At 62.4% G+C, this 13,358-nt stretch carries 14 protein-coding genes; 6 read left to right on the top strand and 8 right to left on the bottom strand.

Translation table 11 applies throughout. From position 1 onward, the window contains the following. Positions 1 to 30 precede the first annotated feature (30 nt). The 3 genes from HWX91_RS20760 to HWX91_RS20750 form a co-directional block, all read right to left on the bottom strand. Positions 31 to 777 (bottom strand): glucose 1-dehydrogenase, encoded by a 747-nt coding sequence (locus tag HWX91_RS20760; protein ID WP_028198677.1) that lies wholly within the window; start codon positions 775 to 777, stop codon positions 31 to 33. Between the two features lie 237 nt (positions 778 to 1,014). Next, a complete protein-coding gene (locus tag HWX91_RS20755; RefSeq protein ID WP_028198676.1) occupies positions 1,015 to 2,037 on the bottom strand; it encodes a histone deacetylase family protein in 1,023 nt (340 codons plus the stop codon). An 80-nt stretch (positions 2,038 to 2,117) separates the two neighbouring features. Beyond that, positions 2,118 to 3,428 carry an MFS transporter gene (locus HWX91_RS20750; protein WP_028198675.1) on the bottom strand — a complete coding sequence of 437 codons (1,311 nt, stop codon included), beginning with the start codon at positions 3,426 to 3,428 and terminating at the stop codon, positions 2,118 to 2,120. 139 nt (positions 3,429 to 3,567) lie between these two features. Here HWX91_RS20750 and HWX91_RS20745 point away from each other — a divergent pair, with 139 nt between their 5' ends. After that, the gene (locus HWX91_RS20745; protein WP_028198674.1) at positions 3,568 to 4,527 is read left to right on the top strand and encodes a LysR family transcriptional regulator; all 960 of its coding nucleotides are present in this window, start codon (positions 3,568 to 3,570) and stop codon (positions 4,525 to 4,527) included. Here the strand turns inward: HWX91_RS20745 and HWX91_RS20740 are convergent. Then, positions 4,501 to 4,644, bottom strand: a complete 144-nt coding sequence (locus tag HWX91_RS20740; RefSeq protein WP_156034542.1) for a hypothetical protein — start codon at positions 4,642 to 4,644, stop codon at positions 4,501 to 4,503. The genes HWX91_RS20745 and HWX91_RS20740 overlap by 27 nt on opposite strands. 293 nt (positions 4,645 to 4,937) lie before the next feature. Between HWX91_RS20740 and HWX91_RS20735 the strand changes: the two genes are divergently transcribed. Next, on the top strand, positions 4,938 to 5,828 hold the full coding sequence (locus tag HWX91_RS20735) for a LysR family transcriptional regulator (RefSeq protein ID WP_028198673.1): 891 nt from the start codon (positions 4,938 to 4,940) through the stop codon (positions 5,826 to 5,828). A gap of 206 nt (positions 5,829 to 6,034) precedes the next feature. Next, positions 6,035 to 7,012 carry a PDR/VanB family oxidoreductase gene (locus HWX91_RS20730; protein WP_028198672.1) on the top strand — a complete coding sequence of 326 codons (978 nt, stop codon included), beginning with the start codon at positions 6,035 to 6,037 and terminating at the stop codon, positions 7,010 to 7,012. 64 nt (positions 7,013 to 7,076) lie between these two features. Here HWX91_RS20730 and catC read toward each other — a convergent pair whose 3' ends face one another. The 3 genes from catC to catB2 are packed head-to-tail and all read right to left on the bottom strand — an operon-like array spanning position 7,077 to position 9,501. Further along, positions 7,077 to 7,367, bottom strand: a complete 291-nt coding sequence (gene catC, locus HWX91_RS20725; RefSeq protein ID WP_028198671.1) for a muconolactone Delta-isomerase — start codon at positions 7,365 to 7,367, stop codon at positions 7,077 to 7,079. Positions 7,368 to 7,387: 20 nt separating this feature from the next. Next, the gene (gene catA, locus HWX91_RS20720; protein ID WP_028198670.1) at positions 7,388 to 8,296 is read right to left on the bottom strand and encodes a catechol 1,2-dioxygenase; all 909 of its coding nucleotides are present in this window, start codon (positions 8,294 to 8,296) and stop codon (positions 7,388 to 7,390) included. Positions 8,297 to 8,343: 47 nt separating this feature from the next. Then, entirely contained in the window at positions 8,344 to 9,501 is a 1,158-nt protein-coding gene (catB2, locus tag HWX91_RS20715) for a muconate cycloisomerase CatB2 (protein WP_028198669.1), read from the bottom strand. Between the two features lie 102 nt (positions 9,502 to 9,603). Between catB2 and HWX91_RS20710 the strand changes: the two genes are divergently transcribed. Next, complete coding sequence (locus tag HWX91_RS20710) at positions 9,604 to 10,491, top strand: LysR family transcriptional regulator (protein WP_028198668.1); 888 nt, start codon at positions 9,604 to 9,606, stop codon at positions 10,489 to 10,491. 51 nt (positions 10,492 to 10,542) lie between these two features. Here HWX91_RS20710 and HWX91_RS20705 read toward each other — a convergent pair whose 3' ends face one another. Further along, a complete protein-coding gene (locus HWX91_RS20705) occupies positions 10,543 to 11,463 on the bottom strand; it encodes a LysR family transcriptional regulator (RefSeq protein ID WP_028198667.1) in 921 nt (306 codons plus the stop codon). Between the two features lie 104 nt (positions 11,464 to 11,567). Between HWX91_RS20705 and HWX91_RS20700 the strand changes: the two genes are divergently transcribed. Continuing rightward, on the top strand, positions 11,568 to 12,851 hold the full coding sequence (locus tag HWX91_RS20700; RefSeq protein ID WP_028198666.1) for an aromatic ring-hydroxylating oxygenase subunit alpha: 1,284 nt from the start codon (positions 11,568 to 11,570) through the stop codon (positions 12,849 to 12,851). Next, positions 12,848 to 13,348: an aromatic-ring-hydroxylating dioxygenase subunit beta gene (locus HWX91_RS20695; protein ID WP_028198665.1), complete on the top strand. Its 501-nt coding sequence runs from the start codon at positions 12,848 to 12,850 to the stop codon at positions 13,346 to 13,348. The genes HWX91_RS20700 and HWX91_RS20695 overlap by 4 nt, the downstream gene beginning before the upstream one ends. The last annotated feature ends 10 nt before the right edge of the window (positions 13,349 to 13,358 follow it).

Here is a 13,358-nt window from a genome sequence, read left to right as displayed (position 1 = left end):
CCGGATCGACACGATCCGGCGGCTCCCTCCTTAGCGCGAACCGCCGCTTGCGATCAGGCTTTCGCCGGTCAGCCAGCGCGAGTCGTCGGAAGAAAGGAACACGGCGACGTCCGCAATATCGTCAGGCTGGCCGATGCGGCCAAGCGGTGTCGTGCTGACTGCCCAGGCCTCGAAGTCCGAGCCGATAAAGCCAGCGCTATGCGTGCCTTCCGTTTCCACCATGCCGGGATTCACGGAGTTGACACGAATCTTGCGTGGGCCGAGTTCACGCGCGAGCACGCCGGTGATGGCATCCACCGCGCCCTTGGTGGCGGTATAGACCACGCTGCCCGGCGGCGTGATGCGGCTCACGACCGAACTGACGTTCACAATGCTGCCGCCCTCGCCCAGATGCTTCACCGCCGCCTGCGTAACCAGCAGCAGACCCAGCACATTCACATCGAACTGCTTGTGGAAGTGAGCTTCCGTGACTTCCTCGATCGGCGCCATCTCATACACGCCGGAGTTGTTCACGAGAATGTCGAGGCGGCCATACGTTTCGACCGCAGCTTCCACGATGCCTTGCGCGTCGGCGGCCTTGGACACGTCGCCGGCCACGGCCACCGCCTTGCCACCCGCAGCGGCAATGGCGGCGACCACATCGTCCGCGCCCGCCTTGCTGGACGCATAGTTCACCACCACCGAGGCGCCCTCTGCCGCCAATGCCTTCGCAATCGCGGCGCCGATGCCTTTCGATGCGCCCGTTACAACCGCAACCTTACCTGTGAGCTTGCTCATGATCGTGTGTCCTTTGGATGGAGTTCGCGCCGACGCGACGTCGCGACGATTCGCGGCGCCGGCGTCGATGAAGCTGCAAAATGCAGTGGCGCTGTCACTGCAGCCAATGTAGGCACACAAGCCCAAGGGATAAAGCGGCTCAAGACGAATAGATACGTCGGATCAGCCGAACAATCCGCACCGGCGGCCGGGTTCCGGCCCCGTGCTCCGAACACCGAGCGGCCCCGCCCGCTCACGTCACCGCTTCGACGTAAATCCACCGAAGAACGATTGCGCGTTCGCCTCGAGCGTCTCGATGTGATATCCGCCTTCCTGCACGATCAGCGTCGGCAGTTGCAGCGCGCCGAGCCGGCCGCCGAGTTCGCCAAAGCCCTCGGTCGTCACCGCGACCATCGCTTGCGGATCGTCTTTGTAGATGTCGAAGCCCAATGCCACGACCAGCACGTCCGGCTGAAAGCGGCTGACTATCCGCAGCGCGGCGTCGAGCTGCTCGAAGAACACCGCCTCCGACGAACCGTGCGGCATCGGCAGATTGACGTTGTAGCCCTCGCCTCGTTCCGTACCGCGCTCGTCTTCGAAACCCGCCACCACGGGATAGAAATTCGTCGGATCGCCGTGAATCGACACGTACAGCACGTCGTCGCGGCCATAGAAGATCTCCTGAATGCCCTGGCCGTGATGCATGTCCGTATCGAGAATCGCCACGCGCCGATACTTTTGCCGCAGCGCTTGCGCTGCAACGGCCGCATTGTTCAGATAGCAGAAACCGCCTGCTGCTTCGGCGCGCGCATGATGGCCCGGCGGGCGGCACAACGCATAGGCCTCACCCGCGCCGTCGAGAATCGCCCGCGCGCCGGCCAGCGCGCTTTGTGCGGACCAGTAGGCCGATTCGTAAGTATCCGCGCCGATCGGGCAACTGCCGTCGGCGAGATAGCGGGCCGCTTGCGCGAGCACGCCGCGCAAGGGATTATTCTCGCGGATGTACACGTTCGACATCACCTCGTCGCCCCATTCCGCGGGAATCTTCTTCCACTCGCGGTGCGCTTCTTCGAGAAAGCGCAGGTAGTTCATCCCGTGCACCGCGGCGAGCGGCGCAGCACCGAAATCCGCCGGCTCGCGCACGTCGAAGCCGAGCTTCTTCACGGCTTCGGCGAGTCGCAACGCACGTTCGGGCACTTCCTGTGGCGTGCGCATCTGACCGCGCGACAGATAGCTGCGCGGATGGTGCTTCAACTGCGCCGGATGAAAAAACGTCTGCATAGTCCAGTTCCTTGGCTTCAGACGCAAGCCGGTACGGCGATCGTCGCACGCGCCGGCAAGCGCTTTGATTTCACGGTGATTCAGCGTGCCGGCAGCGCTTCGGGTGCATCGGCACGACGGTGCTTCAGCGCATCCAGTGCGACGATGCACGACAACGAGATACCTGCGAGGCAGGTGTAAAACACCGCAAGCGGCCACCATTGTCCGGCGAATTGATGGGCGAGCCATGTTCCCGCCAGCGGCGTCAGGCCGCCGGCAATCGCGCCGCACACCTGGTATGAAAGCGAAATCGCGGAGTAACGCACGCGCACCGGAAACACGCCGCTGACAAAACCCGCGATCACCGAATAGAAGCTCGCCATGCACACCACCGCCAGCGCGATGCCGACAATCATCGAGAGCCGGCTGCCGCTCTGCACGAGCGTGAACATCGGATACGGCGACAGCATCGCGGCAAACGCGGCCAACTTCAGGAAACGCGCCCCGCCGAGCTTTTCCGCGAGCCACGCGGCGAGCGGTTGTGCCAGAAACTGGATGATGGCGACCGCGAACAGGCAATCGAGAATCAGCGATTTCGACACGCCGATGTTTTGCGTGGTGTACGAAATCATGAACGTGTTGGTGAAATACACGCCGGCGATACCGATCGTATTCGCGCCAATGCACAGCGCAACGAGCGCGCCGGAAGAACGGAACACTTCGGCAATCGGCAACTCGACGGTGCGCTTCGCCTCTTTCTCGCGCTGGAATTCCGGCGACTCGTTCACCCCCATACGGATAAAGATGCCGACCGCGAGCAACACCGCGCTCGCCAGAAACGGCAGCCGCCAGCCATAGGCGATGAAGTCGTCGTGCGGCATCGACGTCACGGCGCGAAAGGCGATCAACGAGAGAATCAATCCGGCCGGGCTGCCCAGTTGCGCGAACGAAGCGAAGAAGGTGCGCCGCCCTTGCGGTGCATGTTCACCGGCCATCAGCACAGCGCCGCCCCACTCGCCGCCCACGGCGATACCTTGCACCACGCGCAGCAGGACCAGCAGCACGGGCGCGAGCACACCGACCTTCGCATAAGCCGGCAGCAAGCCGACGCACACGGTGGCGACACCCATCATCATCAGCGTGGTCATCAGCGCCTTCTTGCGGCCGATGCGATCGCCCAGGTGGCCGAAGATCACACCGCCCAGCGGCCGTGCAAAGAAGCCGACCGCGAAGGTCGCAAACGACGCCATCGTGCTGACAAACGGATCGTGCGAGGGGAAGTACAACTCGCCGAACACCAGCGCGGCGGCCGTGGCGTAGATGTAGAAGTCATACCACTCGATCATCGTGCCGATGAAAGCGGCGGTTGCCGCGCGCACGGGCTGACGGGTGGCGGAGGGTGAAGCGTTCATGGCGGCTCCTCAGTCGCGATGCCTGACATCAGGGCATCTTATGAGGGGTTTTATCGCTAGCCATAAAACATTAGTCAAATTTCGGCTTATTATCTCAACTATAAATTCAGCTAATGCCGAAGGAGAGTCCATGACTCAGTTGCGCGCGGACGTCACGCGTTTTTTGAATGACCGGCTCGACTGGAACCTGCTGCGCACGTTCCTCGTGATCATGCAGGAGCGCAGCGTCAGCCGTGCCGCAGCCCGATTGCATCTGACCCAGCCCGCGGTCAGCCAGGCGCTCAAACGGCTCGAAGACACGCTCGGGCGCAACCTGATCCAGCGCCGCGGCCCGCACTTCGAACCGACCCGCGCCGGCGAGGAGGTGTACCGGATCGCCAGCGATATTTACGGCCACATGTCGCGGCTCGAAACCGAACTCGACGATCGCAGCGACGACATCACCGGGTCGATCCGGCTTCTGACGGTGAGCCGGATCGACTCCGGCGTCTACGACGAATTCCTCGCGGAATTCCACAAGACCTACCCGCGCGTGGATTTGCAGATCGAAGTCATGCGCTCGTCGGACATCATCTCGTCGTTGCTGCAAAAAACCGCCACGGCCGGTCTCGGTCTATGCCGCACGCCCGTCGATAAACTCGAGCAGCGCTGCTTTCTGCGGCAACGCTATGCGCTTTATTGCGGGCGGCATCATCGGCTGTTCGGGCGGCATGCGCTGTCGGTCGATCAGTTGCTGGCGGAAAACTTCGTGTCATTCACCAGCGACCAGATCGGCGACAGCCTCTCGCCGCTCACGGTGTTCCGCGATCAGCGCGGCTTCACCGGACGCATCGTGGCGGCCTCTCCGAGCCTCGATGAAGTGCGTCGGCTGATCTTCGCCGGATACGGCATCGGCTGCCTGCCCGAGCACATCGTGCGCGACGATCTCGCGCAACAACGCCTGTGGCGTTTGCCGCCCGAAGAGGGATTGGTCGACGTCGATATCGATCTGCTATGGCTGCGCGCGCGTAAGATGAACGCCGCCGAGCAGGCCTTTCTCGACGGCATGGAGCGCACGATGCAACGTTACGCGCTACCTGAACGGCTTGCGCCGCGCTGACTGGGGACGAGCCTCACGGTTCGCCGATTGCCGCGTTTTGCGGATGAACGCGATCTGCGCGGCCACACTGGCCAGCACGGCCAAAGCGCCCAGCGTATCCAGAATAGTCGGCCACATGATGCATCCCTCCCTGGTTTACTCCGCCACGTCCGGATCAAATGAATGCGCGCGCCAGCAGGCCGGCCACCCCGAAGGTCGCGGCAACCCCACTCGCGCGCATAGCAAAGGAAGAGATCATCGGGACGTTGTTATGAATGTCGTGTCCGGATTTTCGGTTGCCGCGGCGCGGCTCACAATGCGTAAGATACGTACTGTGACTTAGGCTATAACTAAGGCTGAGGCTGGGGCTGAGGCTCAAGTTCAAACTCAGACCCGGCCACGATAACAACACCCCGATCCAATCTCACCCCATGCGCTTCGACCTGATCGACCTCCGCCTTTTTCTGCACATTCTCGAAACCGGCAGCATCACGCATGGCGCGGCCCGCGCGAACATGTCGCTGCCTTCGGCCAGCGCACGTTTGCGCGGTATGGAAGAAGCCCTGGGCGTGCCATTGCTGGAGCGCGGCCGGCGCGGCGTAGAGTCGACGGCAACCGGCGATACGCTCGCGCATCATGCACGGCTCGTGCTCGGCCAGATCGACCGGATGGAGGGCGAACTCGGTGAACATCGGGCCGGGCGCAAAGCCTGCATCCGCTTGTGGACCAATACCGCCGCGATCACCGAGTTCTTGCCGTCCGCGGTCGGCCTGTTCCTGCGCGATCACCCCAACGTACAGATCGATCTGAAGGAGCGGCAAAGTAGCGAAACCATCAAGGCGGTACTGGCCGGCGCGGCGGAAATCGGCATCATCTCGGATGCCGTCGAGCATGGCGCATTGCAGACGCTGCCCTTCGCCATCGACAAACTCGTGCTGATCACGAGCCGTGACGACCCGCTGGGCGCGCGCCGCCGCGTGAAGCTCGCAGAAGTGGCCGAGCGTGAATTCATTGGCTTGAGCACGAGCAGCGCGTTGCACGCGTACCTTGGCGAACGTTCACTGCTTGCCGGGCAACCGCTCAGCGTTCGCGCTCACATGAGAACCTTCGAAAGCGTCTGCTGCATGGTCGAACAGGGCGCGGGCATCGCCATCGTGCCGGCCACCGCCGCGAAGCGCTATCGCGGCACGCCGGGTATTCGCACGATCGAACTGACGGACAGCTGGGCCACACGTCAGTTGCTGATCTGCATGCGCGACCTGAATGCGCTGAAACGGCCGGAAAAAGCGCTGGTGCGTCACCTGGCCGGGATGTGGGAATGACGCAGGTGGGAATAACGCGTGTGGACATGACAAGGGGCGATGAGCGCCCCGTATTATCAGTCACATTTATTACATAACCTATTTTTAATCGATTTGCCTGATTATCGGTGGTTTCTTATCCTTGACGCACAACCGGGCGCCGCGAATTGCATGTGGCGTCCGCTCTGCCCCTCTCTGTCCTTTTTGCTCAGTTGGCCGCCAAGATCATGGAAAGAACCACCTTCAGCGTACGCGTCGACAGCGTGCGTGACGAAGCGCACGGCGTGCGCTCGTTCAGCGTATCGCGTCTGGACGGACAACCGTTCGAGCGCTACGAACCCGGCGCGCATATCGACGTCACCGGCCCCTCGGGTGTCACGCGGCAATATTCTCTGTGCGGCGACCCGGACCATCGCGAAACACACCTGTTTGCGGTCAAGCGTGAAGAAGCGTCGCGCGGCGGCTCGCGCTCGCTGCATGAGGACGTGACGGTCGGCTGCCAATTGACGATCGGCGCGCCGCGCAATCTGTTCCAGCTCGCGCCCGGTGCCACCGAACACATTCTGATTGCGGCGGGTATCGGTGTGACGCCGCTCCTGAGCATGGCATACCGCCTGCTCAAGCAGGAACAGCGCTTCGTGCTGCATTATTTCGCGCGCAGCGCGGAACATGCGGCTTTCCTGCCCTTGCTCTCGCGCGCGCCGTTCAATGATTTCGTGCGGTTTCATTTCGGCGTCGAACGGGACCAACTCGACGCGGCGCTAGCCGGTTGCGTCGCCAATGCGCGCGACGGCTCGCACCTTTATACCTGTGGGCCCGCGCCCTTCATGGAACGTGTGGTGGCAATAGGCGAACAGCGCGTTGCCGCCGATGCGATTCACCTCGAACGTTTTGCGGCTGCGCCGGCTGCTGCGGCTGACGACGAATCGAACACGCCGGGTTCATTCGACGTGCGTATTGCCAGCAGCGGCGCAACGGTCCATGTGGATAAGCACACGACGATCGTCGCGGCGCTTGCGTCGATCGGCATTGAAGTGGATACGTCATGCGGTGAAGGCGTCTGCGGCACCTGCATGGTCGATGTGGTGAGCGGCACGCCCGAGCATCGCGACCATTGCCTGAGTAAAGCCGAACGCGCGAGCGGCAAGGTGATCTGCTGCTGTGTCTCGCGCGCTGCTTCGCCGCTGCTGGTGCTCGATCTTTAATACCTGATCTTCCATCTTTAAAGCAAGCCGGCGCCGCATTTGCAGCACCGGCTTGCTTGCGCCCTTAGCGATCGTCGTCGTGGATCGACGAAGCATGCCGGCACAGCGCGCGCACTTCGACGTCCATATACGGAAACAGCGGCAACTGGCTCAGCACATCATGCAGATGCGCGGGGCTTTCCACGTCGAACACGCTGATGTTCGCGTAGCGCCCGGCGATACGCCACAAGTGCCGCCACACGCCCTCCTGCTGCAGCTTCTGCGACATCGCTTTCTCATCGGACTTCAAACGGGCGGCGCGCTCCGCGTCCATATCGGACGGCAGATTGACAGTCATCTCTACGTGAAACAGCATGCTTGCTCTCCTTTTTTGTCTCAGGCTTCGGCGCGCACGCGCTCCACTTCGGCGCCCGGCAGATTGTCGCGTTCCTTGAACAGCGTGAAGTCGAAATCGATCAACGCGAACTGGCCGTCCACGCCGTACGGTTCGCCTTCCGCACCCTCGGCCTGCCTGACGGCGGGCACGAGCCCGTCGCGCGTGGCAAACGCAAAGTCGTCCCACAGATACGGGTCGCCGTCGATGTTGATCTGGGTGGTCAGCTTGCGGAAACCCGGCGCCGAAACGAAGAAGTGAATATGCGCCGGACGATGCCCATGGCGGCCCAACTGATCGAGCAGCAACTGCGTCTGCCCTTGCGGCGGCACCGAGTAACCGACCGGCACCACGCTGCGGAAGCTGTACTTGCCTTCGGCATCGGTGCGAATCGAGCGGCGCAGATTGAAAGCCGGCTGCGACTTGTCGAAGTACGAGTAGTTGCCGAGGTGATTCGCGTGCCACACCTCAACCAGCGCATTCGCGAGCGGCTTGCCGTCTTCGCCGAACACGCGGCCGCGCATCACCAGCGTCTGACCCGGATCGGTGCCGTCATCGAGCCGCGCGTGGCCGTCGGAAACCGGCGCGCCCGCCACATACAACGGTCCTTCGATGGTGCGCGGCGTGCCGCCTTCGACGCCGGCCTTCGCTTCAGCTTCGTCCATGCGCAGATCGAGAAAATGCTCGAAGCCGAGACCGGCGGCCAACAGACCGAGCTCGCCGCTCCTGCCCGCGTCGCCGAGATAATTCAGCGCGGTCCAGAACTCGTCCGGCTGCACGTCGAGGTCTTCGATCGTATAGAACAGATCCCTGACGATGCGGTTGACGATCTGCTTCGTGCGCGGATTGCCTTCATTGATGGCGCTATCGTTGATTTTTTGCAGCAGCGCGTCGATGGCTTGCTTGTTCATGGGGTATCTCCTTCGTTTGATGTTCTTGGCGGTTAGCGAATGAACCGTCAGTTCATGGTGATGCTTGCGCCCTTGCGCGTATCGCGCCGTAAGCGGTCGATCTTGTCCCAGTCGAGCGTGATGCCCAGACCCGGTCCTTGTGGAAGATGCAAAACAAAATTCTCGTAACGCAGCGGCTCAGTGAGAATTTCTTCGGTCAGCAGCAACGGCCCGAACAGTTCGGTGCCCCACTTCAATTCGCCGAAGGTGCTGAAGAGTTGCGCCGAGGCGATCGTGCCCACCGCGCCTTCGAGCATCGTGCCGCCGTACAGGTCGATATTCGCGGCGAGCGCAATCGCCGCCACGTTCGCGGCGCCGCTCAGGCCGCCCGATTGCGCGATCTTCACGGCGAACACATCGGCGGCACGCGCGCTCGCCAGTGCGAAGGCATCGGCCGGCCCATGCAAGGCCTCGTCCGCCATGATCGGCACCTGAGCGAGATCCGTCAGACGTTTGAGACCCGCGCGATTCTCCGCGGCAATCGGCTGCTCGATCAGCGCAACGCCCGCATCGGCAAAGCGTTTACCGGCCCAGATCGCCTCGGACTCGGTCCATGCCTGGTTCACGTCGACCCGCACTTCACCGCGCCCTTGCAGCGCTTTCTGAATCGCCACAACGTGCGCCACGTCGTCGGCCAACGCTCGCGAACCGATCTTCAGCTTGAACACGCGATGCCGCTTCGCTTCGAAAACACGCTCGGCTTCGTCGATATCGCGGGTCGTATCGCCGCTCGCGAGGGTCCACGCGACATCCACCGCATCGCGGATGCGCCCGCCGAACAGCTCCGACAACGGCACGCCGAGGCGCTGCGCCTGGGCATCGAACAAAGCGGTTTCAACCGCCGACCGGGCAAAGCGGTTGCCCTGAAACAAGCCGCGCAGCGTGGCCATTGCCGCGCCTGGTCGGGTCGCGTCGAGGCCCTTGAGCAGCGGTGCGAAATACGTATCGATGTTGACCTTGATACTTTCCGGGCTTTCTTCACCGTAGGCGAGCCCGCCGATGGTCGTGCCCTCGCCCACACCGACCACGCCGTCGGCGCAGCGAATGCGCACCAGCACGAGCGTCTGGCAGTTCATCGTCGCGACCGACAGCCGGTGCGGACGAATCGTCGGTACGTCGACGAGAATCGTCTCCACGCTCTCGATCTTCACGGGTGTTGCTATCATTCCTTGCCCTCCTGAACTGCTTTCCTGAGAGCACCATAGTAGAAATAACCCGCGAAGCAGTCCAACACCGATTCCGACTACTTCCATACCTTAGAGGTATGCATGGAACTTCGCCAGCTCCGCTATTTCATCGCGGTCGCCGAAGAAATGAACATTACGCGGGCCGCCAACCGCCTGCATATGACGCAACCGCCGCTCAGCCGCCAGATCCAGCAGATCGAGGAAAGCGTCGGCCTCGCGCTGTTCGAACGCGGTTCACGGCCGCTGCGTCTGACCGAAGCCGGCCGGATTTTCTATACGCAGGCGCGGCGCCTCGTCGATGAAGCAGACGAACTCGCGCCGCTTACCCGGCGCCTCGCGCAACTGGCCGAGCGCATCGTGATCGGCTTTGTGCCGTCCACGCTGTATGGCGCGCTGCCCGCGGTGATCCGTGCGTTTCGCGAGGCCGCGCCGCATATCGAACTGTCGCTGATCGAAATGTTCACGATCGAACAACTCGGCGCCCTCAAAGGCGGCCGTATCGACGTCGGTTTCGGCCGCTTGCGTTTCGACGATGCGCAATTGGCGCGCGAGGTGCTGGTCGAAGAGCGGATGATTGCCGCGCTGCCGCAAGACCATCCGCTCGCACGCCAGAAGAAACCGCTGACGCTTGCGGCGCTCGCGCAGGAAACGCTGATCGTCTACCCGAGCACGCCGCGGCCGAGTTATGCGGACCAGCAGCTATCGGCGATGCACGATCACGCACTGGAGCCCAGGGCCGTTCATGAAGTGAGGGAGTTGCAAACCGCGCTAGGTCTGGTCGCGGCGCAAGTCGGCGTGTGTCTGGTGCCGGAAAGCGTGGAGGGGCTGCGCGCCCATGGCGTGGTGTACCGGCCGGTGCCGGCGGCCAATATCGCGTCGCCGATCATCATGAGCCGGCGGCTGCAGGACGAGTCGCCGACCACCACGTTGTTGTGTTCGCTCGCGCGGGAGTTGTTCAAACGAGTCTGAAATCTCAGTCGGCGTGCTGCCGGTCCGCTCGCGCCCGTCGATTTCGCGAGCTCAACGTTCGTCGAACCGCCGCACGATATCGCCCATCAGATTGCGCAACCATACGTTGCCTTCGTCCTGATCGAAATGCTCGTGCCAGTGCATGGTGACGGCCGCCATTGGCAACGTGACAGGCAAGTCGTAAAGCTGAAAGCCGCCGTCCCGATTGAAAATCTGGGCGAGACGCCGCGGCAGCGTGGCGAACAGATCGGTCACGGCCAGCACGCTCGGCAAGGCCACGAAATGCGGCAACTCCAGTGCGATATGCCGGCCCACACCTTGCGCGCGAAACGCGTCGTCGAGCGCATAGTGGCTGTGCTCAACCGACGTGATCTGCACGTGCGATGCATCCAGAAACGCCTTCATGTCCAGCTCTTTCGTACGCGGCAAGCCGCGCCGCTTGCGCGTCATGCACACGTAAGTCTCTTCGAACAACGGTTGATGACGCGTGCGCGCGGTCAGCGCCGGCAGATTGCCGATTGCAAAGTCGAGCCGGCTGCCGCGCAATGCGTCTTCGATTTCTTCTACCGGCAACGGCTCGACGCGCAATTTCACGCGCGGCGCCTGCCGATGCAAGGCTTCGCAAATCGGCGGCAGATACGCCAACTCTCCTGCGTCGGATAACGACAGGCGGAACGTGCGTGTGCTCACTGCCGGATCGAAATGCTCCGCGTAGCGCAGCGCTTCACGCACCGTATCCAGTGCCCGCGCGACGATGCCCGACAGTTCGAGCGCGATCGGCGTGGGCTGCATGCCGGCGCGCGTGCGAATGAACAGCGGATCGTCGAACAGGGTCCGCAAGCGCCCCAATGAATAACTGATCGCCGGTTGCGACAACGCAAGGCGCTGACCGGCCCGCGTGAGGCTGCGCTCCTCGACGATCGCCTGGAAAACGCGCAGCAGATTGAGGTCGACGTGGTCCAGTGAATTCATCGAGATATCCATGAGATTGATCTTATATTTTATTTTAGATCAATTTGACGCATATCAGTCGCTCAGCGAGACTTTGGTTCATCGATCACCCACAGACCACTCCAATGAGCGATTCCTCCTATCAGACCGTCGATGCGAGCGCCTTGTATCAGCGCGCGCAATCCGACCGCGTCGCCCCATCGCTGTACTACGATCCGGCGGTTTTCGAAACCGAGCTCGAGCGCATTTTCTACAAGACGTGGATCTGGGTCGCGCATGAAAGCGAATTGCCGAATCCGGGCGACTTCCGCACCACCACGATCGGCCGTCAGCCGGTGATCGTGGTGCGTGACAAGAGCGGCGCCGTGAACGTGCTGCAAAACCGCTGCCGCCATCGCGGCGCGACGGTGTGCGAGCAGCACAAGGGCAACGCTAAAGGCTTCACGTGCCCGTATCACAGTTGGACCTATGGTCTCGACGGCGCATTGCGCGCGCTGCCCTATGGCGACGGCTATGAAGGCGTGATCGATAAGACCGAGTTGCCTCTCGCAAGCCTGCGCGTGGGCATCTATCAAGGTCTGATCTTCGCGAGTTTCAATCAGGACATTGAACCGCTCGAGGATTTTCTCGGCGGCGCGAAGCCATGGATCGACCTGTTCATGAAGCAAGGCGCGGGCTATCCGATCAAGGCCAACGGCGAACATCGCTTCCGCTTCAACGGCAACTGGAAGATCCAGCTCGAAAACACCACCGACCTGTATCACTTCCCAGTGGTCCACAAGTCGTGGATGAAGTCGATCGACGACGAAACGGCAGCCGCCATCACGAGTTTCATGACGAGCGACCAGGCATTTTGCCGCTCGCTCGGTAATGGCCACAGTCTCGCCGTGCTGGTGCCGGAACTCGTCGATCTCGATCACGACGACGGCGCGCCGATTCCCGAACGGTTCGAGGAACTCGCCGCCACGCTCGCGAAAAAGCACACGCCCGACGAAGTGCGTCGCATCGTACGATCGTTGATGGGGGTCGGCTTCAACCTGAATCTGTTTCCCAACCTCGCGCTGTCGATGGCGTTTTTCCGCGTGCTGCGGCCCATTTCCGCGAACGAAACTGAAATTCGCCACGTGGCTCTGGCGATGGATGGCGGCCCCGAAGAAGCGAACCGCGTGCGTCTGCGCATTCACGAACACTTCCAGGGCCCGTTCGGTTTCGGCAGTCCGGACGACGCCGAAGCATGGGAACGCGTGCAGCGCGGCTCGCACGCCGGGCCCGATCTGCCGATCCTCGTGAACCGCGGTATGAATCGCGAAAGCACCGCGCCGAACGGCGAAAAGACCGCGCACGCCACCGATGAAACCGGCATGCGCGAGGCTTACGCGCAATGGCGCACGATGATGGAGCAAGCATGATGGACCAGAAGAACACACTGTTCTCGCAGCAGACCTTTGCCGGCGCGATCGAACTGATCTGGCGCGAAGCCGAGTTGCTGGACCGCAAAGACTATCGCGAGTGGCTTTCGCTGTGGGATCCGGCGGGTTTCTATGTGGTGCCGATCGATCCCGCCACCACCGATTTCGCCGCCACGCTGAACTATGCCTACGACGATCAGGACATGCGCGAGAAACGCGTGCAACGCATGATGTCGGGCTACTCGGCCTCGGCAAGCGACGCCGCGCGCACCGTGCGTACCGTTTCGCGCTTCACGCTGACGAGCGATACGAGCGACGAGGTCGAAGTGAGCTCGGCGCAGATCGTCGTCGCGTACAAGCGCGGCAAGTCGACCCTGTTCGCAGCGGATCTCATGCACCGCATCAGTTTCGCGAGCGGCGAGCCGCGTATCGCCCAGAAGGTCATCCGCCTGATCGATTCGACCGAGGCGCTCAGCGCCATCGGGTTCCTGCTGTAACCGACGCCCC

This window comes from Paraburkholderia fungorum (genome assembly GCF_902833645.1).
Classification (GTDB): Bacteria; Pseudomonadota; Gammaproteobacteria; order Burkholderiales; family Burkholderiaceae; genus Paraburkholderia; species Paraburkholderia fungorum.
This window is presented reverse-complemented; position numbering and strand designations above follow the sequence as displayed.